This is a genomic window from Nesterenkonia sandarakina, assembly GCF_013410215.1.
Lineage (GTDB): Bacteria > Actinomycetota > Actinomycetes > Actinomycetales > Micrococcaceae > Nesterenkonia > Nesterenkonia sandarakina.
Map to the genome: position 1 here is coordinate 336,724 of NZ_JACCFQ010000001.1, position 26,686 is coordinate 363,409.

General features: G+C 68.1%; 22 protein-coding genes. 15 read left to right on the forward strand and 7 right to left on the reverse strand.

The features are described from left to right. Positions 1-25: 25 nt before the first annotated feature. Positions 26-697 carry a DedA family protein gene (locus HNR11_RS01545; protein ID WP_179440807.1) on the reverse strand — a complete coding sequence of 224 codons (672 nt, stop codon included), beginning with the start codon at positions 695-697 and terminating at the stop codon, positions 26-28. A gap of 120 nt (positions 698-817) precedes the next feature. Between HNR11_RS01545 and HNR11_RS01550 the strand changes: the two genes are divergently transcribed. Together HNR11_RS01550 and HNR11_RS01555 are read left to right on the forward strand one after the other, a co-directional pair. After that, complete coding sequence (locus HNR11_RS01550) at positions 818-1,819, forward strand: thermonuclease family protein (RefSeq protein WP_179440808.1); 1,002 nt, start codon at positions 818-820, stop codon at positions 1,817-1,819. A gap of 17 nt (positions 1,820-1,836) precedes the next feature. Beyond that, a complete protein-coding gene (locus tag HNR11_RS01555; protein WP_179440809.1) occupies positions 1,837-2,094 on the forward strand; it encodes a hypothetical protein in 258 nt (85 codons plus the stop codon). Positions 2,095-2,145: 51 nt separating this feature from the next. Here the strand turns inward: HNR11_RS01555 and HNR11_RS01560 are convergent, their stop codons facing one another. Beyond that, positions 2,146-2,619: a GNAT family N-acetyltransferase gene (locus HNR11_RS01560; protein ID WP_179440810.1), complete on the reverse strand. Its 474-nt coding sequence runs from the start codon at positions 2,617-2,619 to the stop codon at positions 2,146-2,148. A 36-nt stretch (positions 2,620-2,655) separates the two neighbouring features. Between HNR11_RS01560 and HNR11_RS01565 the strand changes: the two genes are divergently transcribed. Continuing rightward, the gene (locus tag HNR11_RS01565) at positions 2,656-3,114 is read left to right on the forward strand and encodes a 23S rRNA (pseudouridine(1915)-N(3))-methyltransferase RlmH (RefSeq protein WP_179440811.1); all 459 of its coding nucleotides are present in this window, start codon (positions 2,656-2,658) and stop codon (positions 3,112-3,114) included. Continuing rightward, positions 3,107-3,763: an NADPH-dependent F420 reductase gene (locus HNR11_RS01570; protein ID WP_179440812.1), complete on the forward strand. Its 657-nt coding sequence runs from the start codon at positions 3,107-3,109 to the stop codon at positions 3,761-3,763. The genes HNR11_RS01565 and HNR11_RS01570 overlap by 8 nt, the downstream gene beginning before the upstream one ends. A 92-nt stretch (positions 3,764-3,855) precedes the next feature. On the opposite strand, the gene HNR11_RS01575 is transcribed toward HNR11_RS01570, so the two are convergent. After that, the gene (locus HNR11_RS01575) at positions 3,856-4,512 is read right to left on the reverse strand and encodes a dihydrofolate reductase family protein (RefSeq protein ID WP_179440813.1); all 657 of its coding nucleotides are present in this window, start codon (positions 4,510-4,512) and stop codon (positions 3,856-3,858) included. A 126-nt stretch (positions 4,513-4,638) separates the two neighbouring features. Here HNR11_RS01575 and HNR11_RS01580 point away from each other — a divergent pair, with 126 nt between their 5' ends. The 9 genes from HNR11_RS01580 (at position 4,639) to HNR11_RS01620 (ending at position 16,971) form a co-directional block, all read left to right on the forward strand. Beyond that, the gene (locus HNR11_RS01580) at positions 4,639-9,666 is read left to right on the forward strand and encodes a DEAD/DEAH box helicase (RefSeq protein ID WP_179440814.1); all 5,028 of its coding nucleotides are present in this window, start codon (positions 4,639-4,641) and stop codon (positions 9,664-9,666) included. 145 nt (positions 9,667-9,811) lie between these two features. Beyond that, positions 9,812-10,531 (forward strand): VOC family protein, encoded by a 720-nt coding sequence (locus HNR11_RS01585; RefSeq protein WP_179440815.1) that lies wholly within the window; start codon positions 9,812-9,814, stop codon positions 10,529-10,531. Positions 10,532-10,584: 53 nt separating this feature from the next. Beyond that, positions 10,585-11,580, forward strand: coding sequence for a pseudouridine synthase (locus HNR11_RS01590; protein ID WP_343050553.1), 996 nt, complete (start codon positions 10,585-10,587; stop codon positions 11,578-11,580). After that, entirely contained in the window at positions 11,577-12,230 is a 654-nt protein-coding gene (locus HNR11_RS01595; protein ID WP_179440817.1) for a VTT domain-containing protein, read from the forward strand. Before HNR11_RS01590 ends, HNR11_RS01595 begins: the two co-directional genes overlap by 4 nt. A gap of 76 nt (positions 12,231-12,306) precedes the next feature. After that, complete coding sequence (locus tag HNR11_RS01600) at positions 12,307-14,175, forward strand: hypothetical protein (protein ID WP_179440818.1); 1,869 nt, start codon at positions 12,307-12,309, stop codon at positions 14,173-14,175. Between the two features lie 41 nt (positions 14,176-14,216). After that, a complete protein-coding gene (locus tag HNR11_RS01605) occupies positions 14,217-14,972 on the forward strand; it encodes an AMIN-like domain-containing (lipo)protein (protein WP_179440819.1) in 756 nt (251 codons plus the stop codon). 54 nt (positions 14,973-15,026) lie between these two features. Continuing rightward, positions 15,027-15,566 carry an NUDIX hydrolase family protein gene (locus HNR11_RS01610; RefSeq protein ID WP_058887432.1) on the forward strand — a complete coding sequence of 180 codons (540 nt, stop codon included), beginning with the start codon at positions 15,027-15,029 and terminating at the stop codon, positions 15,564-15,566. 33 nt (positions 15,567-15,599) lie between these two features. Next, positions 15,600-16,154, forward strand: coding sequence for a hypothetical protein (locus HNR11_RS01615; RefSeq protein ID WP_179440820.1), 555 nt, complete (start codon positions 15,600-15,602; stop codon positions 16,152-16,154). Further along, entirely contained in the window at positions 16,147-16,971 is an 825-nt protein-coding gene (locus HNR11_RS01620) for a hydroxymethylpyrimidine/phosphomethylpyrimidine kinase (protein ID WP_179440821.1), read from the forward strand. Before HNR11_RS01615 ends, HNR11_RS01620 begins: the two co-directional genes overlap by 8 nt. Positions 16,972-17,065: 94 nt before the next feature. On the opposite strand, the gene HNR11_RS01625 is transcribed toward HNR11_RS01620, so the two are convergent. Then, entirely contained in the window at positions 17,066-17,761 is a 696-nt protein-coding gene (locus HNR11_RS01625) for a response regulator transcription factor (protein WP_179440822.1), read from the reverse strand. A 419-nt stretch (positions 17,762-18,180) separates the two neighbouring features. On the opposite strand from HNR11_RS01625, the gene HNR11_RS14225 reads away from it, so the two are divergent. Both HNR11_RS14225 and HNR11_RS01635 read left to right on the forward strand, forming a co-directional pair. Then, positions 18,181-19,353 (forward strand): histidine kinase, encoded by a 1,173-nt coding sequence (locus HNR11_RS14225; RefSeq protein ID WP_179440823.1) that lies wholly within the window; start codon positions 18,181-18,183, stop codon positions 19,351-19,353. 342 nt (positions 19,354-19,695) lie between these two features. After that, positions 19,696-20,937, forward strand: a complete 1,242-nt coding sequence (locus tag HNR11_RS01635; protein ID WP_058887436.1) for an acyl-CoA dehydrogenase family protein — start codon at positions 19,696-19,698, stop codon at positions 20,935-20,937. 115 nt (positions 20,938-21,052) lie between these two features. Here the strand turns inward: HNR11_RS01635 and HNR11_RS01640 are convergent, their stop codons facing one another. The 3 genes from HNR11_RS01640 to gcvP are packed head-to-tail and all read right to left on the reverse strand — an operon-like array spanning position 21,053 to position 26,668. Continuing rightward, a complete protein-coding gene (locus HNR11_RS01640) occupies positions 21,053-22,510 on the reverse strand; it encodes an L-serine ammonia-lyase (protein ID WP_179440824.1) in 1,458 nt (485 codons plus the stop codon). Between the two features lie 22 nt (positions 22,511-22,532). Continuing rightward, complete coding sequence (gcvT, locus tag HNR11_RS01645) at positions 22,533-23,708, reverse strand: glycine cleavage system aminomethyltransferase GcvT (RefSeq protein ID WP_179440825.1); 1,176 nt, start codon at positions 23,706-23,708, stop codon at positions 22,533-22,535. Beyond that, entirely contained in the window at positions 23,705-26,668 is a 2,964-nt protein-coding gene (gcvP, locus tag HNR11_RS01650; protein ID WP_179440826.1) for an aminomethyl-transferring glycine dehydrogenase, read from the reverse strand. The genes gcvT and gcvP overlap by 4 nt, the downstream gene beginning before the upstream one ends. Positions 26,669-26,686 lie beyond the last annotated feature (18 nt).

Consider the following 26,686-nt stretch of genomic DNA (forward strand, 5'->3'; position numbering starts at 1 on the left):
CACCGGAGAGCGCTCGCAACCGCGTCTAGCTGGTTCGGCGCAGCACACCCCACAGCCGCTGGACCAGGAAGATCACCACGGCGAGGACCGCGAGCACCAGCACGATGTTCGAAAGCACACCGCTGAATTCTGCGAGCACCGGTTCGATGCTCGGTCCCAGTGCGAATCCCAGACCGATCCAGATGCCGTTCCAGATCGCGGAACCGATCAGCGTGAACAGCAGGAACGTGGACCAGCGCATCCGGGTGATCCCCGCCGGGATGGAGATGAAGGAGCGCACGATCGGTACGCAGCGCCCCAGGAGCACCGCCCAGGGGCCCCACCGATGGAACCAGCGCTCCGCCTTGTCGAAGTCCTGCACCTTCAGCAGCGGCAACCGGCCCATGATGCCCCGGGTCCGGTCAGCACCCAGCGCGGCACCCACGGCATACCAGAGCACAGCGCCGAGCAGGGACCCGAGATTGGCCCAGAGCCACGCGGCCCAGGGACTCATCAGGCCGGCATAGGCCAGGAAGCCGGCGCCGGGGAGAATCGCCTCGGAAGGGATCGGTGGGATGAAGTTCTCCAAGAAGATCGCCAGGCCCACCCCGGGTTCACCGAAGCGCTCCATGAGGCTGAGCACCCAGCCGATGAACCCCTGATACTCGCTGGCCCCGGGCGTCGGCGTGAGGCCAGTCGCCTCGAGATTGAATCTCATGGCAGAACACTAGCCCCACCCCCTTGCGGCGACGATGACAGAAGCCCAGGTCAGGCTAGTGTGATCAAAGACTCCTGCTCCCCGCACGGGTCCGTCACCCGAACTTGATGAGGTTCTCCGATGCTGCCGAAACTCCCGGGGCGCTCCTCCGCGTCCAAAAAGCGCTCCCGCCGCAGGAAGCACAGAGGTTCCGGACGGAACCGCTTCAAGCAGTGGCCGCTGATCGCTAAGATTCCGGCCATCGGATGCGCCGGAGTCGTCGCGCTGTTTGCGCTCCTGCTCGTCATAGGGATCATCGGTGTCGCGCTAGATCCCGAGGAGGCCGATGATCGCGCCGCGGAGACCGAGGAGCAGGAGCTCGTCAGCCAGGAGCCCGAGGAGTCTGCGGAGCCAGAGGAATCCGAGGAGCCCTCGGAGAAACCGACCGACTCCGAGACGCCCTCTGCCTCACCGACCCGCACAGCAACGCCGACGCCGTCTCCCACACCGAGCCCCACCCCGTCTCCCTCCCCCACTCCGACACGAACTCCGACACCCAGCGCGGACCCGAACGAGCACACCGCGGTTGTGGTGCGCATCATCGACGGAGACACCGTGGAGCTGGACTCCGGGGACACCGTGCGGATCAGCGGGATCGACACCCCGGAACGCGGGGAATGCCACTTCGACACCGCCTCCGCTCGGATGGGTGAACTGGTGCTGGGCAAGACCGTCACGCTGACTCGCGACCGCGAGGACACCGACCGCTACGACCGGATCCTGCGCTATGTCGACGTCGACGGCACCGACGCCGGCATCACGCTGATCGAAGAGGGTCTCGCCAAGGCACGCTATGACTCCCGGGACGGCTACGGGTTCCACACCCGGGAGCCGGACTACATCTCCGCCGACGACGGCGCCCCGCTGCAGACCTGCGCGCCAGAGCCGGCACCAGCCCCCGCGCCAGCCCCGGCGCCGGGACAGCAGGGCGCGAACTGCGATCCCAACTACACCCCCTGCATCCCGGTCTTCCCGCCGGACATCAACTGCGGCGATCTCGACGTCTCGGTCAGGGTCATCGGCACCGACGTGCATGGCCTGGACCGCGATGGGGACGGCGTCGGATGCGAGGGCAATGACTGAGGCACTATCGTGCTGACATGGCACAACGGCGCACATCCGGCGAAGATCAGCGCGTGGAACAGTTCACCGCTGACCCAGCTGTGCTCGAGTGGGCCACCGGTGGCAGATTCTGGACCCGTTGGCAGAGCGCGGTGGCGGTCATGGGCATCCCGCTCATCGCGTGGATGTATCTGGCCCCCACGGAGCTCCAGCTGACCCCAGGCTGGTACCTGGTGTCCTGGGTGGCGATCTTCCTCATCGCCTCCGTCGCGGGACGGGTGCGCCGACGCTTCTGAGCCGCAGTCTCAGGCCCAGACCGACCCCCGGCCGGAACCCCCTGCCGAACCTCACCCGCGGCGCATCGGCACGTGCGGGATCTCGTCTTCTAAGAACGCCTCCCCACACCGGGTGAAGCCGAAGGACTCATACCAGCTCTGCAGCGGCGCCTGGGCATCGAGCACCACCGCAGAGGAGGCTGACTGCCCCGCGCAGAACTCCAGCGCCCGGCGCATCAGCTCAGCCGCTACCCCGGTCCCCCGCGCCGCAGGACTCGCCACCACGCGCCCTATCCGGAAGCCCTCCGGCTCCCGGAGCACCCGCAGCGTGGCGGTGGGCGCGGCGTCGTCGTCGGTGGCCTGCTCATCAGAGGTGCCGCCTTCCGCCCAGAGCATCACCGCGCCAGGCTCCAGATCCCGGCCGTCGAGCTCCGGGTAGGCGCACTGCTGCTCGACCACGAACACCTCGATGCGCAGCTGCAGGATCCGGTAGAGCGTGACGGGGTCCATCTGAGCCACCGGGGCGGCGTGAAACTGAACAGGCATGGGCCCCATCCTAGGGTTGCCGGTAGTCTCGGGCGCATGAGCATCACTGCCCTGGCCATCGGGAAGAAGCATGAGAAATGGGCTCTGGAGGGGATCGAGCGCTACACCAAGCGGCTGCGCAAGCCCTATGACCTGGACTGGAAGCTGCTCCCGCATTCCTCCCGGGAACACGATGCCGCGCGGCAGGAGGAGTCCGAGCGGATCCTCGCCGCCCTGAAGCCGAAGGACCACGTCATCCTGCTCGATGAGCGCGGGAAGAACATCAGCTCCACCAGTCTGGCCGAGCATCTCCAGGGCAGCTTCGACGCCGGGCAGCACGTGGTGGTGATCATCGGCGGGGCCTACGGGGTCACCGATGAGCTGAACCACCGCGCCGACTTTGTCTGGTCGCTCTCCAGACTCGTGTTCCCGCACCAGCTGGTGCGGATGTTGCTCGCCGAGCAGGTCTACCGCGCCCAGGAGATCTCCGGCGGACGGTCCTACCACCATGTCTGAGCTCGAAGCGGTGGTCGGGATCCTCGGCGCCGGACGCGCCGGCACCGCCTTCGCCCGGGCCCTGCTGCGCGCCGGGATCGCCGTGGACATCGCCTCCACCCGACCGCCCCGCGCGCTGCAGCATCACCTGAAGATCTACGCCCCCGGCGCCGAGCCGGTCCTCGGTGCAGACGTCGCCGCCCGCGCCCGGACCAGCAGCGGGCTGGTGATCCTCGCGGTCCCGCAGGAGGAGCTCGACGAGGTCGACCCGGACTGGGTGGCCGGCACCGTGCTGATCGACGCGACCAACACCTGGCAGGACGAGCTGCTTCCGGGGTGGCTGCAGGCCGCCGTGGATGAACAGCTGCCCACCTCCATGGCGCTGGCGGGCCGGTTCGGCGCCGCCCGGGTGGTCAAGGCGCTGAACCACATCGCCCACACCGAGTTCGACGACGCCGCCCAGCCCGGCGCCGAGCTCACCCAGCGCCGGGCGTTGGCTGTGGCTGGCGACGACGACGACGCCCGCGGCCTGGTCATGGGGCTTCTGGTCCGCATGGGATTCGACCCCGTCTCTGTGGGCGGCCTCGCCGCGGGACGGATCATGGAGCCCGATGGTCCGCTGTTCAACCGTCCGCTGCGCCGCGAGGACATCCTGCGCTTCGCCCGCTGACCGGGTGGGCGTTGGCCCGGTCCGGCCGCACCCGCTCAGGCCGGCCGCACCCGCTCAGCCCGGCCGCACCCGCTCAGCCCGGCCGCACCCGCTCAGTCCGGGCGGCGGACGAAGATCAGATGCACCACGCCGCTCGGTGACGGGGTCGCCTCGATGTCGAAGCGCTCCTCGAGGCCCTCGAGCCCGTCCCAGAGCCGCTCGCCCCGTCCCAGCAGGATCGGCACCAGGACCAGATGCATCAGGTCGATCAGGTCTGCCGCCAGGAACTCCCGGAGCGTGGTCACCCCACCTCCGATTCGCACGTCGCGATTCCCGGCGAGCTCCCGGGCCCGGGAGAGGGCGGAGACCGGGTCGGCGTCCAGGAAGTGGAAGGTCGTCCCGCCTGCCATCTCCAGCATCGGTCGCGGGTGGTGGGTCAGCACCAGCACCGGGGTGTGGAAGGGCGGCTCGGCGCCCCACCACCCTTCCCATTCGGTGTCGGCCCAGGGGCCGCGCTGCGGGCCGAACTTATTGCGCCCCATGATCTCGGCACCGATACCGGCAGACCATCGGCTGGCGAACGCCTCGTCCACACCTCGGGACCCCGTGGTCTTCCCGGGAAGGCCCATCTTGCGGAAGGTGCGCGTCTTGAACGCCCATTCCATGAGCCGCTGGTCGGCATGACCGAAGGGAGCCTCGAAGGTCTGTCCGGCCCCGGTGCCGAAGCCGTCGAGGGAGACCGAGAAGTTGTGCACGCGGACCAGGGACATGGCGTCTCCCCAAGGTGCTCATAGGTATGATCGCCCCACGCTACTCCCGGGTCTGGGGGACCGCTATGCTCTCGCGGCCACCTGGATGCGTCAGACCATGTCCGTCCCGCCCTTTAGAGTGAGAACATGACCGCCCTGGGACCCTTCACCGAGCCGACCCGGCGCTGGTTCCAGGCCTCCTTCGGCCAGCCCACGGCGGCTCAGGCCGGAGCATGGGAGGCCGTGGCGCGGGGAAAGAACGCGCTGGTGGTCGCCCCGACCGGCTCGGGCAAGACGCTTTCAGCCTTCCTGTGGTCCATCGATCGGCTCTTCGCCGAACCCACCGAGGGCACCTCGGTGCTCTACATCTCCCCGCTGAAGGCGCTCGGCGTGGACATCGAACGCAACCTGCGCAGCCCGCTGGTCGGGATCGCGCACACCGCCCGCCGACTCGCCGCGGAGGGTGCAGCGGCGGAGCCGGCAGAGATCACCGTGGGTGTGCGCACCGGTGACTCCACCCCCAAGGAGCGCCGGGACCTTGTCCGCAAGCCGCCACAGATCCTGATCACCACTCCTGAGTCCCTCTACCTGATGCTCACCTCCCAGGCGCGCAGCACCCTGGCCGGGATCAAGACCGTGATCCTCGACGAGGTCCACGCCCTGGCCGGCACCAAGCGCGGGGCGCACCTGGCGGTCTCCCTGGAACGGCTGAACAACCTGCTGGAGACCCCAGCTCAGCGGATCGGGCTCTCCGCCACGGTGGAGCCCCGCGAGGAGGTGGCGCGCTTCCTGGGTGGCTCAGCGCCGGTGGAGATCGTGGCGCCGAAGTCGGAGAAGACCTGGGACATCACGGTCTCCGTCCCGGTGGAGGACCTGGCCTCCCCCAGCACCGCCCCTCCCCAGAACGCGACCCGCCCAGAGCCTGCCGCGATGGGCCCGGACGCTGGCCCCGAGGCTGTCACGAAGGCTGCCCCAGGCGCGGAGGGCTCCGCGGATGACGGGCAGCCGAAGGTGCTCTCCGATGTGCTCGCCGATCTCGCAACGGATGATGCGCTGCTCAGCGATCAGCCGCTGCAGCCCAGCATCTGGCCGCACGTGGAACACCGGATCGTGGACCTGGTCACCGAGAATCGCTCCACGATCGTCTTCGTGAACTCTCGTCGTCTTGCGGAGAAGCTGACCGGACGGATCAACGAGATCTGGACCGAGCGCCAGCCTCCGGCCGCCGAAGCCACCGAGGCCGAGGCGCCGGGCCCCGGAGAGGATGCGCAGTCCGCCGAGTCAGACCCCTTGGCCCGTTCCCACCACGGCTCGGTCTCGAAGGAACAGCGCAAGCTCACCGAGGAGGCGCTGAAATCCGGACGTCTGCGCTGCGTGGTCGCCACCTCGTCCCTGGAGCTGGGCATCGACATGGGCGCCGTGGACCTGGTCATCCAGGTGGAAGCGCCCTTCGCGGTCTCTGCCGGACTCCAGCGCATCGGCCGCGCCGGTCACCAGGTCGGCGAGGTCTCGGTGGGCTGGTTCTTCCCCAAGCACCGCGGTGACCTGGTGAGCACCGCCGTCGTCGTGGAACGGATGCTCGCCGGGCAGATCGAGGCGCTGCACATCCCACGCAACCCGCTGGACATCCTGGCCCAGCAGACCGTGGCCGCCTCCGCCATGGACGCCCTGGACGTGGAGGCCTGGTTCGAGACGCTGCGCCGCAGCGCCCCCTTCGCCACCCTGCCGCGCTCGGCCTATGAGGCCACCCTGGACCTGCTCGCCGGGAAGTATCCCTCAGACCGGTTTGCCGAGCTGCGCCCCCGGGTGGTCTGGGACCGCGACGCCGGCACCATCAGCGGGCGCCCCGGGGCGCAGCGGATCGCGGTCACCTCGGGCGGCACGATTCCCGACCGCGGGCTCTTCGGGGTCTACCTCGCCGGCGGGGAGGACTCCGGCTCGGCGCGCTCCGGCGGACGCCGGGTCGGGGAGCTCGACGAAGAGATGGTCTACGAATCCCGGATCGGGGATGTCTTCGCCCTGGGCGCCACCAGCTGGCGGATCGAGGAGATTACCTTCGACCGGGTGCTGGTCTCCCCAGCCTTCGGGCAGCCCGCGTCGCTGCCCTTCTGGCGCGGAGACGGCTTCGGCCGCCCCGCCGAGCTCGGCCGCGCGCTGGGCCGGTTCACCCGTGAGGTCCATTCCGGGGCGTCCGAGCCCACTGCGGAGCGGCTCACCGCCCTGGGCATGGACACCTGGGCGCAGGAGAACCTGCTGCGCTACTTCACCGAACAACACGACGCCGCCGGGGTGCTCCCCAGCGACACCACCCTGGTGGTGGAGCAGACCAAAGATGAGCTGGGCGACTGGCGGATCGTGCTGCTCTCCCCCTACGGGCTGCAGGTCCACGCGCCCTGGGCGCTGGCGGTCGGCGAGCGCCTGCATGATCGCTTCGGCCTGGACGGCTCCGCGATGGCCAGTGATGACGGGATCGTGCTGCGGGTCCCGATGATGGATGAGGACCCGCCCGGCGCGGAACTCTTCATCTTCGATCCCGATGAGCTCGAGGACCTGGTCACCGGCCAGGTCAGCTCCTCGGCCCTGTTCGCCGGGCGATTCCGAGAAGCCGCCGCCCGCGCCCTGCTGCTGCCCAAGCAGAACCCGGGTCAGCGCACCCCGCTGTGGCAGCAGCGGCAGCGGTCCTCCCAGCTGCTGGAGGTCGCCTCCGGCTACCCGGACTTCCCGGTCATCATGGAGGCCATGCGCGAGGTCCTCCAGGACGTCTATGACATGCCGGCGCTGCTGGAGCTGCTGCGCAGCATCGCGGCGCGCAAGCTCAAGATCGTGGAGACCACCACCCCTAAGCCCTCCCCCTTCGCCCAGTCCATCCTCTTCGGCTACATCGCCCAGTTCCTCTACGAGGGGGACTCACCGCTGGCCGAACGCCGGGCCGCGGCCCTCTCGGTGGATCCCGCACTGCTGGGCGAGCTGCTGGGCAGGGTGGAGCTGCGCGAGTTCCTCGACGCCGCGATCATCGCCGAGTCCGAGGCCTATGCCCAACGGCTGATCCCCTCCCGGCACCTGCGCGGGGAAGAGGGCGTCGCAGACCTGCTGCGCCTGCTCGGCCCGCTCAGCGTCGAGCAGCTCTCCGCCCGGCTCGAGGAGGGTGAGCCCGCCCAGAACCATGCCGAGGCCCTGATCGCGAACCAGCGCGCCTTCCGCGTGAAGTGGCGCACCGCGTCCCCGGGCGCTGCTGGCTCGGCCTCCGACCCCGATCAGACCGAAGAGCGCTACGCCGCCATCGAGGACGCCTCCCGGCTGCGCGATGGGCTCGGGACCCCCATCCCGGTGGGCATCCCCTACGCCTTCCTGGACCCGGTGGATGACCCGCTCGGGGATCTCGTGGGGCGCTATGCCCGCACCCACGGCCCCTTCCTGGTGGAAGAGGCGAGCGCTGAGCTGGGCCTCAGCCGCGCCGTCGTCGTGGACACGCTGACCCGGCTGGTGCGGGAGCACCGCGTGGTCGAGGGCCTGTTCCGCCCGGACCGGGTGCTGCCCAGCGATGCTCGCACCGAGACGGTGGAGTACTGCGACGCCGAGATGCTACGCCGGATACGACGCCGCTCCCTCGCCGCGCTGCGCGCCCAGGTCGAGCCCGTGCCGACCCCTGCCTACGCCCAGTTCCTCCTGGAATGGCAGGGCATCACCGCAGCCCGCGGCCGAGGCTCCTCCTCCTCGGGAGTCTCCGCGGTGGCGGAATCCCTGGCGCAGCTCTCCGGGGCCGCCGCCCCGGCCAGCGCGTGGGAGTCCTACATCCTGCCCGCCAGGGTCCCGGACTACCGCCCGGGAATGCTCGATGAGCTGCTCTCCGCCGGAGAGTTCCTCGCCGTGGGCAAGGGCGCGCTCAGCGGACACGACGGCTGGCTGGCGTTCTACCCCCGGGAGGATGCCGAGACCCTGTTGGCGCAGCCCGGCGGCGCCGGCCTGCGCGGCACCGGGTCAAACGGCCCTGGGTCGAACGGCGCAGGGTCGAACGGCGCTGGGTCGAACGGCGCAGGGTCGAACGGCGCAGGGCTCAACAACGCCGGGGATGCTTTCACCCCCACCGCGCTGCAGACTGCCATCCTCGAGGTGTTGGGGCGTGGCGGTGCCTGGTTCATCGAGGCGCTGCACGATCAGCTGGACTCCGAGCTCACCGGCTCGCGGGAGACCACGAAGAACGCGCTCTGGGAACTGTTCTGGGCCGGGCAGGTCGCCCCGGACAGCTTCGCCGCACTGCGCAGGTTCATGTCCACCGGGACCACCGCCCATAAGAAGCAGCCCACCCCGGCGCGGCCGCGGCATACCTCCCGGAGGATGGCGCTGCGCCACGCCGCTCAGTCACATCGCACCCGAGTCGCAGGATCCTCCGCCACCGGGCCCACCGGCGGCGGTGCGGGCGGACGCTGGCAGCTGGTCCCCACCGGGTCGGTGGACCCCACGGTGGCCGCACACACCCGCGCCGAGATCCTGCTGGACCGCTACGGCGTGGTCACCCGAGGTTCGGTGATGTCTGAACAGCAGTCCGGGCTCGGCGCAGCGTCGAAGGGTGGCTTCGCCGCGGTGTACAAGGTGCTCTCCGCCGCGGAGGATTCCGGGCAGATCCGCCGCGGTTATTTCATCGAACAGCTCGGCGCCGCCCAGTTCACATCCTCAGCGACCATCGACCAGCTCCGCTGGATCTCCGAGCGCCTCGAAGACGCCGCCGAACAGACCAGCGCGGAATCCAGCGCCGGATCCTCCTGGGCGGAGACCCCCGGACCGGCGGCCACGGGGGCAGCCAAGAAGCAGGATGTCGCCGTGGTGCTCGCCGCCACCGACCCAGCCAATCCCTACGGGGCGGCCCTGGACTGGCCGGAGCTGGAGAATTCCACGCACCGGCCAGGACGCAAGGCGGGCGCCGTCGTCGTGCTCTACCGCGGGCAGCTGGTGCTCTATATGGAGCGCGGGGGCCGGACGCTGCTGCTCTTCACCGAGGACGAGTCCACCATGGACCTGATCTCTCGCGCCCTGGTACCTGCCCTGCGATCCGCGAAGACCGGCCGGATCGCCGTGGAACGGGTCAACGGCGACCGCATCCTCACCCACCCGCTGGGTCAGCTGCTGCGCGACGCCGGCTTCAACTCCTCACCCTCCGGGCTCAGGTTCGCCCCATGACCACCGCAGCAGCAGCTCCATGTCAGCCCCGCGAACGGCAGAAGCAGCGTCCAGGACCAGGCACCCCGACTCCGCCGCACTGCCCCGCGAGCGGCGCCCAGCACGCAGAGACCGGGGACCCAGGATTTCCAGTTAGGGTGATGGCATGACTCTTTGCATTCCGTTTCTGATGTTCCAGGGTCAGGCTCAAGAAGCGATCGATCACTACCTCGAGGTCTTCCCTGACGCTGAACTCCTGGAGATCGTGCACCACCCTGACGGCACCGAGATCTACGACCCCGCCCCGGCGCCCTCCGAGGAGACCGAGTCCGTAGATCCCGCAGACCTTGAGGTCCCCGAGGACTCCGACGCCGGGGACTCCGACGCCGGGGACGCGCCGGGCAGCTCCGACGCCGGGGACGCGCCAGGCAGCCCCGACGCCGCAGCAGCCCCAGAGGCATCCGCAGATCTCGGCGAGAGTGCCTCCGAGGCCGATGCCTCCACGGAGACCACCCTGATCACCGTGGAGCACGAGCAGGACGACTCGGAGGAGCGAGAGAGCGTCAGCGTCCCGGTCCCGCTGGTCGCCACCGCGCAGCTGAAGATCGGTGGACAGGTCCTGATGATCCAGGACAGTCTGATGAAGCACCAGTTCAGCTTCACCCCCTCGATCTCCGTGGCCGTGGTCGTGGACTCCTCGGCTGAGTTCCACCAGATCGTCGACAGCCTCGCCTCCGGTGGGGAGTTCCTCATGGAGCCCGGCGACTACGACTTCGCCACGAACTTCGCCTGGATCAAGGACCGGTTCGGCATGTCCTGGCAGGTCAACCAGCCCCTGGCGCAGCCCGAGCCCACCGCCAGCGCAGAAGCGCCGGTCTGGGGCTGAGCCGCCGGCACCGCTCCGAGCACTGACCAGTGACACAGAAGTCTCCTCTCCCCGTGCGCAACGGCGTCAACGCCACGCGCCTGCGGGTCCCGCTGACCGGGCCGTGGCCCACCGTGCATGACTATGTCCTGGAGACCTTCGGGCACATCGACCACGGAGGAATCACCCAGCGCTTCGACGATGGCGACGTCGTCGATGTCCACGGGCAGCCGCTGAGCACCTCCACCGCGCTGGGCGCCCTCGAGTTCCTCTGGTACTACCGCTCGGTCAGCCAGGAGGTTCCGCTTCCGGTGACCGAGGAGCTCATCCACGAGGACGAACACCTCGTCGTGGTGGACAAGCCGCACTTCCTTCCCACCACACCGGCTGGACGCTACGTTCAGGAGTCACTGCTGGTGCGGCTGCGCAACACCTTGAACCTCCCCGACCTGGTGCCGATCCACCGGTTGGACCGCGGGACGGCCGGGGTCGTGATGTTCTCCAAACAGCCCACCACGCGGGGCGCGTATCAGCTGCTCTTTGAGAACCGTGTGGTGCAGAAGTCCTATGAGTGCGTCAGCGCGATCCCGACCGGGCTGAGCCCTGCCGCCATGGCTTCGCGGTTCCCGCTCACCGTGCGCAACAAGATCGAGAAGACCAAGGGGGTGGTGATCTCCCAGCTGGCCTCCTACGCGCCGGAGCACTCGGGCAAGCGCCCGCATGATCGCACCGCCCGGCAGGGCAAGCGCCGCACCGACCCCATACCGGGGGCGAACTCCTCCTCGCAGATCGAGCTGCTCACCACGGGCCGCAGCCCCTCCGGGCACGACGTCGGCCATTTCCGGCTCAACCCGCACACCGGGAAGACTCACCAGCTGCGCATCCACATGGCGCTGCTGGGCCTGGGTATTCTGAATGACCGGTTCTACCCCGACCTTCTCGATGACGCCCCGGATGAGTTCGACAAGCCGCTCCAGCTGCTGGCCAGGACGCTGGACTTCACCGATCCGCTGAGCGGGATGCCGCGTCGCTTCATCTCGTCTCGAACCCTCCAGGAGTCTCCGCAGTGACCAACCCCGCGATCGCCTTCGGCATCAACGACCTCGGCGATCCGGCGCTCTACCAGGAGTGGGGGCTCTACTACTTCCTGGTGCTGGCCGTGGCGGTGGCCTTCACCGCGATCGTGCCCCCGTTCCCCTCCGAGGTCATGGTGATCGCCTCGGGCACGATGGCCGCCGAAGAGATCTTTCCGCTGCTGCTGGTACTCTCTGTCACGTTCCTAGGCTGTCTCGCCGGTGACATCGGGGTGTATCTGCTCTTCCGCTACAAGCTCATCCGGCTGCTCTATCGGTGGAGATGGGGACGTCGGATGCACCGAAAGATGCTGCGAATCTCGCTGCGCGCCGGCGGCGCCTCCACCTGGGCCGGCCTGCTGCTCATCCGCGGCATTCCGGGGGGCCGTTCGGCCTCCATGGCCACCGCCGGGCTCGTCCGGCTGGGCGGTCGCTCCATCGTGGCGCTGTGCCTGCTGGGCGCGCTCACCTGGAGCCTCTGGCTGGTCGGCTTAGGTTACATTACGGGAACAACTACCGGGCTCCCACCTTGGGCCAGCACGGCAGCGGCCATCGTTGTGGGTACCCTGGTGGGGTTGGGAATCACGGTGCTGATGACCCGGCAGCGTTCGCGTCGGGGGTCCGAACGAGAGCCGGCGAGAACCTGACCAGCGCGTTTGACGGGGTGCCAGGCTCCGGCAGCGACCAGATACGCCACCCATGACTTAGAGGGGGAACACGGGCTTGACCGAGAAGTCCCAGGACGAGTCCGCCGAGACGCTCTCCGTCGCCGAGACATCCGGCGCGGAATCCGCGAACTCACCTGCGTCCAGCAGGGACAGCTCCGCCGAGGACACCTCGACCGGGCCCAAAGGTTCTCCTCAGACGCAGGATCCCGCCACCACGGTCCCAGGGACCACGACCCCAGGCACTACCGAGTCACCCGAGTCGGGCGCCCCGGATTCTGCGGCCGATGCTGAGCCGGAACACGCCCCGTCAGGCGACTCCCCCTCACACGACTCCGCGATCACCCCGGACGGCTCCCCCGCCGACGCCGCGGCCCCATCCGCCGAGGCCCCGGCCGTCTCCTCCGCCGAGCCTACGACAAATTCCGAGCCCGATTCCGAGCCTGATTCCCCGGCTGACTCTGGGGACGAAGACGCGGCAGATCCGCAGGACAAGAAGCTTTCGGCAGCCCCGGCGGCCGCCGGATCCGCGGTGCGCTGGAGCCAGCCGACTCCCAAACTGCAGACGTCGAAGGAAGCCGGCACGGCAGACTCCGACATCAGCAGCTTCTTCGATGACCTCGACGAGAAGTTCATGGCCGGTGCACGCAGACTCGGATCCTACTTCCGCCGCACGGCGCCCGACGCCACCTCCGATAGCTCCGATAGCTCCGATGCGGGCAGCTGGGATCAGCCCTCGACTGCTCCGAGCCATGCCCCTCCGGCTCCACCTGCCGGTGACCGGGATTCTTCGTCCCACCCCGAGCCGGCGCACAGCAACGGCGTGAGCTACTCCGACTCGGAGCTCGACGGGACGAGCTCAACCTCGGAGGCGGCCCAGCTGCACCTCCCTCGGCCTCGACGCGCCCTGGACGAACAGCGCCAGCGCGACGTCATCCTGAGGAAGGCTGCGGCCATCGAGGCGGCCACCGACTGGAACCACCGGCCGGCAGGACGCGAAGTCTTCGAGTCCGCCGACGATGAAGAGGACCTCTTCACCTACATCCCGCCCTATAACCTGCCCTCCCGGGATCCTGACCCGGCGCCGTCGCGCACCGACCTGTACCGGCAGATCTTCGTGACCATCGGCGCCCTGGCGTCCCTGGTCTCCCTGTTGTGGATGTTCGGGATCTTCACGGACGCCCCGGCGATCTTGGGCGGCAATGGACTCGATGAGCTCGCCGACGGCTGGTACTCCGGGGGCCAGGCGCTGCTCTCTCCGGACGCGAACTTCTACTGGTTCTGGCCGATCATCGTGCTGGGCCTGCTCGCGCACGCGGTCCATCAGTGGACCACCACGCAGATCTCCACGCCGCGGCAGCGCCGCTCCGGCTGGCAGGTCGGCTCGGCGTCGCTGCTGATGCTGATCTGGACCGCGGCGGTCCATCACGACCTGCTCACGCTCGCGGCGCTGGCCGCGCTGGCCGCCGCGCTGGCGCTGATCGACGCGATCCGCCAGTTCACCTTCCGCACCGCACGCACCAGCTCAGAGCGGCGCTTCGCCGACACCCCCACAGGGCTCTTCACGGGCTGGGCGATGGTGGCGGCGATGTCGTCGCTCTCGGTGTGGCTGACCGCCATGGGCTGGCGCGTCCCCGGGATACCCGCGGTGCTCTGGGCGCTGCTCGGACTGGGCGTGTGCATCTGGGCCGCCGCCTACTATGCGATGACCGAGCGCGGCAGAATCGCCCTGGCCATCGGCATGGGCTGGGGCATGTTCTGGCTGATCTTCCCGCGGCTGCTCTCTGACGTCACCTCGGTATGGGTCGCCATATCGGCCGCGATGGGAGCCTTCGTGGTGATCCTGGCCACCGAGTCCCGCCGGCACAAGATCAACCACGCAGAACGACGCGCCGCCATGGGACGCCCACTCGAAGACATCATCTGAATCTGAGCCGGACCGACCCAGACCACCGCACAGGAGGCACGATGAGGCACCCCCGCAGCAGCCATCTCACCGCACTCGGGGCAGCCATGCTGCTGCTGGCCTCTTGCGGCTCCCCCGCCGCCGAGCAGGACTCCGCCCCCGCGGAGGACTCCACCTCTGATCAGGCATCCCAGCCCACCGCGGACTCGACCGCCGACCCGTCGCCTCAGGAGAGCGAGGACGCGCCGTCCTCGGAGGAATCCCCGCAGGAGACCCAGCAGCCGGAGGACACCGCCACCCCCGACTCCGCGTCCCCGTCCCCGTCCGAGGAGCAGGACGACGACGCCGGCGCAGCGGACTTCAGCACCGAGGCCCAGGAGTCCGAGGGCTTCCCTGGGGAGTTCACCACCGGTGATGAGCCCTCGTACCTGGTTGACGTCCGTTCTGGTGTCCACGACGGCTTCGACCGGGTGGTCTTCGAGTTCGCCGGCGACGTCGTGCCCAGCTGGCGCGGTGAGTACACCGAGTCCGCAGCCGAACTGGGCCGCGGTGAACCGATCGATGTCGCAGGCGGGAACATTCTGGAGATCAACGTCAACGGCCCCTCCTGGATGCTGGGGGACGAGCCGACGGATCAGCTTCCGACCCAGGAATACTACGAGCGCGATCGCGGCGGGGCCTTCGAGGAGATCTTTGTCCAGGGACCCTTCGAGGCGCATTCTCAGTACCTGATCGGCATGGAGGAGGAACTGCCCTTCCAGGTCCGGCTGCTCGAGGAACCGACCCGCCTGGTGGTGGACCTCGCCACCGAGCAGTGACTCGCATCTGAGCCCTGATCCGCGGCAGGCTGGGTTGTGGTGCATGATGGGACTATGAGCATTCGAACCCCAGATCCGAACCCCGGATGGTTGAACGAGGATGACCTGTACGAGGCCCGGCGTCGACTTCCGATGGTCTATGTGGAAGCGATCCCGGTCCGGCTGGATCCGCTGGGCTGCATCACCGAGCTGGGCCTGCTCTACACCGCAGACGCTGAGGGGCACTTCTACCGCACCGTGGTCTCCGGACGAGTGATCTACCGCGAGACCATCAGGGCCGCGCTGCTGCGTAACATCGAGAAGGATCTGGGCTCGATGGTGATGCCTCAGATCCCAGCCTCTCCGGTGCCGTTCGCTGTGGCCGAATACTTCCCTTACCCCTCGGAGACCGGCCTGGTCGATGACCGCCAGCACGCGGTCTCGATGGCCTATATCGTGCCCGTCTCCGGGGACTGCTCACCGCGCCAGGATGCGCTGGAGCTGAGCTGGATGACACCCGATCAGGTGCTCAGCCCGGAGGTCCAGGCGGAGTTCCTCGGAGGACGGGAGAAGCTGATCCGGCAGGCTCTCGCCCACCTGGGTCACACCGGCTGAGCTCCTCCAGCTCCGGCCGGTAGAATCAGGCCAATGACCACCCCCGCCCCAGAGAAGTCCGCCCGCCGCAGAAGACCATCCCGTCAGCGCGATTCCGGACCGCGTCCGGTGCTGCGACTCGGGGTGGCGGGGTGGATCGTCTCCTGGTTGATCCCCACCGCAGTGATGGGCGGCCTGCTGCTGACGCTGGGCTTCATCCCGGGCCTGACCGACGATGGATTCCTGGCTCCGCTGATCCCGCTGATCGCGGCTGCCGCCGTCGTCGTCGGGATCCCCGGCACCCTGCTGGTGGGCCGGCTCTATCGGCACCAGCTGCGCCCCACTGTCCACATCCTGGGCTATATCCTCGTGGGGCTGCTCTACGGCCCCGTGGTGCTGGTGGTCGGAGCCGGAGGGCTGATCCCGATGCTCATCCCGCTGATCGGCTTCCCGGCCGGGCTGCTGCTGGGAATCGGCCGCTGGATGGCCCAGCCTCTGGCACGGGTGGAGCACCCGGACCAAGACGACGCCGAGACCCTGACCACCGATCCGGACGCAAGCCACGACCCCGTCCAGACCCGCGACGCAAAGGACCCTGAGAATGCCTGAGACCACTGCTGCTCCCGCCATGACGCTGACCATCGCGGGGTCTGAAGCCACCGGCGGCGCCGGCGCGCAGGCGGATCTCAAGACCTTCCAGGAACTGGGCACCTTCGGCATGGTGGCGCTGACCTGCATCGTCTCCTTCAACCCCAAGGATCAGTGGAACCACCGCTTCGTTCCGGTGGAGACCCAGGTCATCCAGGACCAGATCGAAGCGATCTTCGGCAACTACGGGTCTGAGGTGCTGGACACGGTGAAGCTGGGCATGATGGGCTCGCCAGCGACCATCAGCACGGTGGCTGCGGCAATCGCAGCGCGGAAGCCCAAGAACCTGGTGCTGGATCCGGTGCTGATCTGCAAGGGCCAAGAGCCCGGACATGCCCAGGACACCGACAACGCGCTGAAGGCTGAGCTGCTTCCGCTGGCCAGCTTCGTCACGCCCAACCACTTCGAGACTGAGCAGCTCTCCGGGATGAAGATCGAGACCCTGGAGGACCTGCAGACGGCGGCAGCCGAAGTCCATCGACTCTCCGGTGCGGCGGTGCTCGCCAAGGGAGGTGTCCGGATCGCCGGAGAGGACGCAGTGGACGTCTTTGTCGACGCCGACGGCCTCGAGGTGCTCCGCGCGCCGAAGATCGGTGAACATGCGGTCTCAGGTGCCGGCTGCTCTCTGGCTGCTGCGGTCACCGCTGAGCTCGCCAAGGGTGCGACGCCCCGGGAGGCGGCTCGGCGCGCCAAGGAATTCGTCACCGCTGGGATCGAGCAGCGCGTGGCCGGCAACACCCCGTTCGACGCCCTCTGGCAGGGCGGTCTGCGCGGCTGATCCGCGCGCGCCCCGCGCGCCACGCACGCGAGCCGACACGGAGGACGCTCAGGGCCTCATGGGCGCTTTTTTGCGGTGACGGCCGCGGCCTGCTTCAGCCAGACTGTTCCGCGTCGCGCTCGTCTTCGAGCTCTGGTTCGATGAAACCCAGCTGAGTCGCCCGGATCAGCAGCTGCACCCGGTCTCGCACGCCGAAACGAGTGCATAGGCGGCCCAGGTGCGCCTTGATCGCACCTTCGGTGAGCACCATCCGCGTCGCAATCTCGCGGTTGCTGTATCCCCGCGCCAGAAGATTCAACACCTCTGATTCCCGGGGTGGGATCCGCGGCAGATAGTCCGATCCAGCGAGCGCCGCAGAGAATTCCTCGGCCTCGTTGACGGCGTTGAACTCAAGCCTTCGCGCCACGTCCGGAGAGATCGGCACCGAGCTGCCGTGCACCTGCCTGACCGCCTCCAACACCTCATCCGCGGTGGCGTCTTTGACGATATAGCCCTTGGCTCCGGCGTTCAGGGCCTGCAGCGCGTGCCCCTCCGAACTGAACGTGGTCACGGCCAGCACCGAGGTCTCCGGAGCGATCGCCATGACCGCGGCAGTCGCCTCGACCCCACCCATCTCGGGCATCTTCAGATCCATGATGACGACGTCGGGCCTCGTCTCGCGAACGACTTCTACGACCTCGAGCCCGTTGGCCGCCTCTCCAATACATTCCATATCTGGGGCGGAGTCCACATAGGCGCGCAGCGCAGCGCGCATGATCGGGTGGTCGTCAGCTACGACGAGACGGAGCATCGCTGAACCTGTTCTTTCTCGGCCTTAGGCACCTGGCGCGGTGCTCCAGCCTATCCGACCTACCCGGTGGCACCCCTCGACGGGCAGCTTTCTGTGGCCTGAGACACCAAAATCAAGCAATTCCGGATAAATTAGCTACTTAAGTCCACTATACCTAAATCTAGGCACACCTTAATCTAATATTACACGCTACAAACTCTCAGGTACACCCTCGAAAGGAACAGAAAATGTCTCTATCTTTGTTTGTCTACCAAATTGCCGTCACTTTCGCATTAGTAACCACTGCTGTTCTTGGATTCTTTGATATCACAGGCGTCGAGGCTGAAGGGTTTATACGTTCATTCTTTTGTCGAGCCTTTCCCAACGCTTCGGCCTGCTGACCCCTTCCTGACATCGGGTCTTGAGGCGTATCCTGGAGAGTGACTTTTTCGAGTGATGTGACCCCTAGCCGTCGAGTCCTGACGATCCTCACGCTGGGCACCCTCGGCGGAATATCGGCCGACATCACGCTGGCACTGATCTTCGATCCGGATTACCTCAGCGTGACACTGCAGTACGGTTACCTGATCTGGGTTCTCGCCGTTGCCCTCTTCTGGCTGCACCCCGCGGCTGGGGCACTCGCAGCACTCGCTGGGGCGGCCTTGGGACTGGTCACAGGTTCCCCATTCGAAACTCTCATCCTGGTCACCCTGTTCAGCGGGCTGTCTGCGCTGTACTGCGCTCCGTGGGCACGGCGTATTTATCTGGCGCTGGCATTATGCCTTGCCGTCAACGTCGGCCTCGCGGAGAGTGACCCCATCCTCGCCGCCGGATTCGGCCTGACAACGGGAGCCTTGATGACTCTCTCCTACACCGTGGGCCGAGCCACTCGAAAGCAGATGTCATCCCGCCTGTCGGCCGAACGCGACCTTGTACAACTTCAGGCGACCCACGAGGAGGCTCTCGCAGGAGAGCGTCGCTCGATCGCCAGGGACCTCCATGACATCTTGGCCCACGACCTGACCGTGATCTCCATGCAGACCCAGGTGGCCGCTGCCACCGGCACCCCCGAATCTCGCGCAGCCGCCTTGAAGCAGATCTCCACCTCTGCCAGCGCGGCCCTGCACGATCTGCGACGCGTACTCCTGGTGCTCCAGCGGGAGAACATCATCGAGGCCGGACCGGGCGACGCGCCCGAGCTGGACCTGGAGTCCGGCCTTCGGAGGTTCACCGACCGACTCCAGGACCTCGGCTTCAAGGTGGAGACTTCGGTGCACGGCGACCTCGGGCGGCTCTCGCAGTCCGTGGGGGCATGCCTCTACAGGATCCTCCAGGAGTGCACCACAAATGTGGTGAAGCACGGCTCGAAGGGAAACGAGAGCAACGACTGCACCATCGAGGTCGAGGTGAAGGCAGATACCGTGAACCTCGCCGTGACCAACCGCACCGAGGACAATCACGTCTCTGCCCTGCGACACCCCTCCTCGGGAACCGGGCTGATCAGCATGGAGGATCGCGCGGCAACCTTCGGGGGAACCGTGGACGCCGGAGCGCCGGCTCATGGGATCTGGAGCGTGCAGGTCACCGGCATCCAGATGCGCCTGCTGCGCTGAGACTGGGACCGCACTCTTCGGTGCTGCAAGACCCCTGAACAGCGGCAGGGCTCCAGGCGCGCAAACAGCTCGCTACCCGAGACTGACCTTGGACACAGAGAGGCTCGGGCGGTGCCGTTCCCACCGCCCGAGCACTGGAATCAGCCGAGGTTCCGCTCCGAACCCTTGCACCGTAACTCGGAGCTCCTCGAGGCTGATGCCTCTTCCCTGAATCATGCATTAGTGATGCACGTCCAGCTTCAATTATAGACCTACGCCCCGGTCTGACTAGTGGACTTTGGTCCAGTGTTTGAAGATGCAACTAAGCACCACAGCTTGTGACTATCGAGTAACATGTGTGCCATGACACACCATGCTCCCGATGCCTCCGTTGACCCGGTCTATGACGTCTCCACCGCGCAGGACCTTGACTACTACGGGGTGTTTGATGACCTCCCCGAGGCTGACCGGCTGTGGTGGGCGCGCGCGAGAGAGTTCACCTCCGGGCTGGAGACGCGGATGGCCCAGCACTGGGAGCACGCCGAATACCCGGTGGACCTGGTCCGCAAGGCCGGTGGCCTGGGCCTGCTGACCGACGGTGTAGACGTCTCGGCGGCCTCGATGGAGACGCTCTCCCCCATGGCCGCCGGTCTGGTCAACATGGAGACCTCTCGCGCCGATGGCTCGCTGGGCACAGCCCTGGCGGTGCAGGGCGGACTCGCGCTGCGTACGCTCGCCTATTTCGGCTCGGCCGACCAGAAGGCTGAGCATCTGACCAAGCTGGCCACCGCGGAGACCCTGGGCTCCTTCGCCCTGACCGAGCCGGCGCACGGGTCCGATTCGGTGTCCCTGTCCACCACGGCTCGTCTGGTCGGTGACGAGGACTCCGGGTACTACGTGCTCAACGGCGCGAAGAAGTGGATCGGCAACGGGGCTTCCGGCGGCCTGACCTTCACCTGGGCTCGAGTGGCCGGTGGCGTCCATGACGGCAACGTGCGGTGTTTCCTGGTGGATCAGGACACGCGTGGGTACCGGGCCGAGGTGATCCAGGGCAAGGCCTCGCTGCGGGCCATCCACCAGGCATTGATCCAGTACGAGGACGTGGAGGTTCCAGCACACGCGGTGCTGCCCGGGTCCAAGACCTTCAAGGATGCCTCCAAGGTGCTCTTCGCCACCCGACTCGGCGTGGCCTGGTCCGCCGTCGGACATGCCTCAGCCCTGGTGGAGGCGGCGCTGAGCTACTCGAAGCAGCGCGAGCAGTTCAGCCGGCCGTTGGCCAGCTTCCAGCTCGTCCAGGAGCGGCTGACCTGGATGGTCTCAGAGCTGACCTCGATGCAGCTGCACGTGCGCCAGGTGACCGAACGCGATATGGCCGGGACCCTGACCGGACCGCAGGCCTCGCTGGCGAAGTACCACAACACCCGAAAGGCCCGGGCGATCGCGCAGGTCGCACGCGACATGCTCGGCGGCAACGGGATCCTGCTCAAGAACAAGGTTCCGCGTCACATGGCAGACATCGAGGCCATCCACACCTATGAGGGCACCGAATCTGTGCAGAGCCTGATCATCGGGCGGGATCTGACCGGCTATTCAGCCTTCGCCTGAGGCGACCTGCCGTCCCGAGACCCCACCGTCCGAGGCCCTGGGGCCTGAGCCCTGAGCCTCGGACGCCGGCCGCCGGGCGCTGTGCGCTCAACGCTCAGCACTCAGCACTCAGCGTTCAGCACTCGACGACGTTGACCGCGAGGCCGCCCAGGGCCGTCTCCTTATACTTCGAGGACATGTCCTTGCCGGTCTCGCGCATGGTCACGATGACCTCATCCAGGGAGACCCGGTGCTCGCCGTCGCCCATCAGCGCCATCCGCGCGGCATTGACCGCCTTGGTCGCGGCCATGGCGTTGCGCTCGATGCAGGGAACCTGGACCAGTCCGGCGATCGGATCGCAGGTGAGCCCGAGGTTGTGCTCCATGGCGATCTCCGCGGCGTTCTCCACCTGCATCGGTGAGCCGCCGAGCACCTCACAGAGTCCGGCAGCGGCCATCGAGGACGCGGAGCCGACCTCTCCCTGACAGCCGACCTCGGCGCCGGATATGGAGGCCTGCTCCTTATAGAGCACCCCGACGGCGGCCGCGGTGAGCAGGAACCGCACGGCAATGTCCTCCCGGTCCTCCTCTCCCGCGTAGCTGGCACCGGGCCCGTAATGGGTGGCGTAGAAGCCGACGGCGGGAATGATCCCCGCGGCCCCGTTGGTGGGGGCGGTGACCACCCGTCCGCCCGAGGCGTTCTCCTCATTGACCGCCAGCGCCACCAGGTTCACCCACTCCTGCCAGTAGGCGTGGGTGCGCCCCGGGTCGTCCTTCCACATTCGGGCGTGCCAGTCCGGAGCCCGACGGCGCACCTTCAGCCCGCCGGGCAGGTGTCCCTCCCGCTCCAGGGCAGAGTTCTTGCAGTCCTCCATGACCTGCCAGAGGTGCAGCACCTGCTCGGTGATCGCCTGCTCGGCCTCCGCCTCGCCGCCGCCGTGGCGAGCCCGGTGCAGCGCGCGCTCATTGGCCAGCATCACCCGGGAGACCGGCAGCCCGGAGCGGGCGCAATGCTCCATCAGCTGCGCGGAGGTGGTGAACGGGTACGGCAGCTCTGCCTCCGGGGTGGCCAGCGCCTCCCCCAGTGAAGCGTCGGAGCCCACCGCATCGGACTCCGAGAGCACGAAGCCACCGCCGATGGAGTAGTAGATCTCCTTCGCGACCTGCTCCCCCGCGGCGTCGCGGGCGGTCAGCGTCATGGCGTTGGTGTGCCGGTCCATGACGGTGAGCGGGCGTTGGATGAAGTCCTCCACCCGCAGCGGGATCTCCTTGCCGGTCTCGTGGTGCTGGGCGCCCAGCTGGACCGTGCCCGAGGCCTCCATGACTGCCAGCCGGGTGTCCACCTGTTCGGGCAGGATGGTCTCCGGGTCCCAGCCCTCAAGTCCGAGCAGCACCGCGGTGAAGGTCCCGTGCCCGCGTCCGGTGGCGGCGAGCGAGCCGTAGAGGTCCACCTGCACCGTCTCGGTCCTGGCCAGGGCCTCAGGGCTGGAGAGCTGCTCGGTCACGAAGCGCCGGGCGGCCCGCATCGGACCCACTGTGTGGGAGGAGGAGGGGCCGATGCCGACCCGGAGCAGGTCGAAGATGCTGATCGTCATAGAGTCTCGAGTTCCGGTCGTCTCAGCGTTCGCGGCGGTAGAAGGGCAGCGGGATCACTTCAAAGGGCTGTGGCTTCCCGCGCAGGTCCACGTCGAGCCGGGTGCCCGGCTCGGTGTGGGCGATGTCCACATAGGCCATCGCGATCGGGTAGCCCAGGGTCGGGCTGGGCAGCCCGGAGGTCACCGCTCCCACGGTCGCCCCGGCGTCTTCCCCCTCGACCGCGAGCACCGGGTAGCCGCCGCGCCCGGCCCGTTTGCCCAGTCCCTTGAGTCCGACGAGCCGCTGGCCTGTGGTCTTGCCCCGACCCTCGGCCTTCGCCGCCTCCAGCGCGGCGCGCCCTCCGAAGTTCTCCTCCTTGCTGAAGGAGACCACCGGCAGGCCGGCTTCGAAGCTGACCCGTTCGGTGGAGAGCTCGTTGCCGTAGAGCGGCATCCCGGCCTCCAGGCGCAGCGAGTCCCGGCAGGCCAGACCGCAGGGCACCAGGCCGTCATCGGACCCGGCTTCCAGCAGCGCCAGCCAGAGCGCGTGCGCCTTGTCATTGGGCAGGAACAGCTCGAACCCGTCCTCACCGGTGTACCCGGTGCGGGCGAGCAGGATCTCGTCGCCGCCGATGCTCACGGTGGTGAACGCGTAGTAGCCGAGCTCCTCGACCAGGAAGGTCTCATTGGCGCGCACCACGGAGCTGATGATCTTCTGCGCGGCCGGTCCCTGGACCGCGATCAGGCTGATCCCCTCGGACTCGTCCCAGACCTCGACCTCGAACCCGGTCCCTTCTGGTGCGGCACCGTCGGCTGCGGCGCCGGCCGGGCCGGCAGCGGCACGTTCGCTCAGTGCCGCGGCGACCACCTCGCGGTTCGCCGCATTGGGGACCAGCAGGTACTCGTTCTCATCGATCCGGTAGGCGATCAGGTCATCGAGGATCCCGCCGTCCTCCTGGCAGATCAGCGTGTACTTGGCCTTGCCGATCTTAACCGCGGCGAGGTTGCCCACCAGCGCGGTGTTCAGGAAGGTCGCGGCGTCGGGGCCGATGATCCGGATCTCGCCCATATGCGAGAGGTCGAAGAGCCCGGCAGTGGTGCGCACCGCGTGGTGCTCCTCGAGTTCGGAGCTGTACTTCAGCGGCATCTTCCAGCCGCCGAAGTCGGTGAAGCTGGCGCCCAGTTCGGCGTGGGCGGCGCTCAGCGCGGTCTCTCTCATGCGGTGCTCTCCTCGAGTTCGAAGGCCTCCGGCGGGGGGCAGGAGCAGACCAGGTTGCGGTCGCCGTGGGCTCCGTCGATCCGGCTCACCGGCGGGAAGTACTTGTCCTGGCGCAGGTTGGCCACCGGGAAGGCCGCCTGCTCACGGGGATACGCCCGGTCCCAGGCGTCACCGGCGACGACGGCGGCCGGGTGCGGAGCCAGGCGCAGCGGGGAGTCTGCTGCGCTGATCTTCTCCTCGATGATCTCCTGGATCTCCGCGCGCACCCCGATCATCGCGGCGATGAACCGGTCGATCTCCGCCAGGTCCTCGGACTCGGTGGGCTCCACCATCAGGGTGCCGTTCACCGGGAACGCCAGCGTGGGGGCGTGGAAGCCGTAGTCGATGAGCCGCTTGCAGACGTCCTCGGCGGTGATCCCCGAGGCCTTGGTGAGCTCACGCAGGTCCAGGATGCATTCGTGGGCGATCAGCCCGTTCTCCCCGGTGTAGAGGATCGGGAAGTGCTGCTTCAGCTGCTCGGCGATGTAGTTCGCGCTCAGCAGCGCGTGGGCGGTGGCGCTGGTCAGACCCTCGGATCCCATCATCGCCAGGTACGCCCAGGAGATCGGCAGCACTCCGGCGGAGCCGAAGGGGGTGGAAGTGACTGGAGCCCCGTCGCGACCTTCACCCTCGTGCTCACCGGTGGCCCAGGAGGCACCCACGGAGGTGCTGGGCAGGAACGGTTTCAGGTGCTCGGCCACGGCCACCGGGCCGACGCCGGGCCCGCCGCCGCCGTGCGGGATGCAGAAGGTCTTGTGCAGGTTCAGGTGCGAGACGTCGCCGCCGAACTCGCCCGGCTGCGCCAGGCCGACCAGGGCGTTGAGGTTCGCGCCGTCGATGTAGACCTGCCCGCCGGTGGCGTGGACTGTGGAGCAGACCTCGCGCACCTCGGCCTCGTACACCCCGTGGGTGGAGGGGTAGGTCAGCATGATCGCGGCGATCCGGTCCGGATGGGCTGCGATCTTGGCTTCCAGGTCGGCCATATCGATCGTGCCGTCCTCCGCGGTGGCGACGACGACGACCTGCAGTCCCGCGAGCACCGCCGAGGAGGCGTTGGTGCCGTGCGCCGAGGCGGGGATCAGACAGATGTCCCGGGCGGCATCGCCCTGGGCCAGGTGGTACTGGCGGATGGCCAGAAGCCCCGCGTACTCCCCCTGGGAGCCGGCGTTGGGCTGAATGGAGACCGCGGCGTAGCCGGTGACCTCGGCGAGCCGAGACTCCAGATCCGCGATCATCTCCCGCCACCCGGTGGTCTGCGCGGCCGGGGCGTAGGGGTGGATCCCGGCGAACTCAGGCCAGGAGATGGCCTCCATCTCGGTGGCGGCGTTGAGCTTCATGGTGCAGGAGCCCAGCGGGATCATGGTCCGGTCCAGGGCGAGGTCGCGGTCCGAGAGCCGGCGCAGGTAGCGCATCATCTGCGTCTCGGAGCGGATCTCGTGGAAGATCGGGTGGGTCATGAACTCCGAGGTGCGGGTCAGGGACTCCGGGAACGCGAAGCCATCGCCCTGTGATGAGGTCTCTGTCTGCGCGGCACCTCCGGAGGAATCCGCACCTAGAAGGGGATCCTCGACGCCGAAGGCCCGGGCCACTGAGGTGAGCTGCGCCGGCGTCGTCGTCTCGTCCACGGAGATCCCGGCGACGTCCTCGCTGACCCGGCGCAGGTTGACCCCTGCGGCTTCAGCGGCGGCGATCACGTCCTCGGCACGATCGTGGGAGTCCAGCCGAACCTGAACGGTGTCGAAGAAGGACTCAGCAACCAGCTCGTGGCCTGCGCCGCGCAGCGCGGTCGCCAGAGTGCGCGCGTGGCCGTGCACCCGCTTCGCGATCCGGGTCAGCCCTTCGGGACCGTGGTAGACCGCGTACATGGACGCGGCCACGGCCAGCAGCGCCTGGGCGGTGCAGATGTTCGAGGTGGCCTTCTCACGGCGGATGTGCTGCTCGCGGGTCTGCAGGGCCAGCCGGTAGGCCGGGCGGCCCTCGGCGTCCTTGGAGACTCCGACGAGCCGGCCAGGAAGCTGACGCTGCAGACCGGACTTCACGGCCATGAAGGCCGCATGCGGGCCGCCGAAGAACAGCGGGACTCCGAAGCGCTGGGAGCTGCCCACGGCAATGTCGGCGCCCTGTTCTCCCGGTGAGGTGATCAGGGTCAGCGCCAGCAGGTCTGCGGCGATGGTCACCATGGCCCCGCGCTCCTTGGCCTCGGCGATGACCGCGCGGTGGTCGACGACGGCGCCGGAGTCGGCCGGCTGCTGCAGCACCAGTCCGCAGATCTCACCCTCGGGCAGACCGTGCGCGGCGATGTCCACGGTCTGAAGCTCGATGCCCAGCGCCTCGGCCCGTCCGGTGACCACGGCGCGGGTCTGCGGGAAGATGTCGGCGTCGAGCACGATCTTCGCGGTGGCCCGCTTCTTGTTGCCACGGCGCATCAGCAGGATCGCCTCGGCGACGGCGGAGGCCTCGTCGAGCAGCGAGGCGTTGGCGATGTCGAGACCGGTGAGGTCCGCGACCATGGTCTGGAAGTTCAGCAGCGCCTCCAGCCGGCCCTGGGAGATCTCGGGCTGGTACGGGGTGTAAGCGGTGTACCAGGCCGGGTTCTGCAGCACATTGCGCAGGATGACCTGCGGGGTGTGGGTGTCGTAGAAGCCCTGCCCGATCATCTGGGTGCGCGGCTGGTTCTTCTCCGCATAGCCGCGCAGCGCCTGCAGCGTCTCGGCCTCGGTCAGGGCCTCGGGGAGGTTCAACGGGGCGGGCTGCCGGATCGCCTCGGGCACTGCGGCGTCGACGAGATCGGTCAGCGAGTCATATCCGAGGGCGGCCAGCATGGTGCCGGCGGTCTCGGAGGTGGGCCCGATGTGCCGGGCGGAGAACTCGGTGGCATCCGGGGCGAGGGTGGAGCTGCGAATTGCAGATGTGACGGTCATTGAGGAACCTTCCAGGCA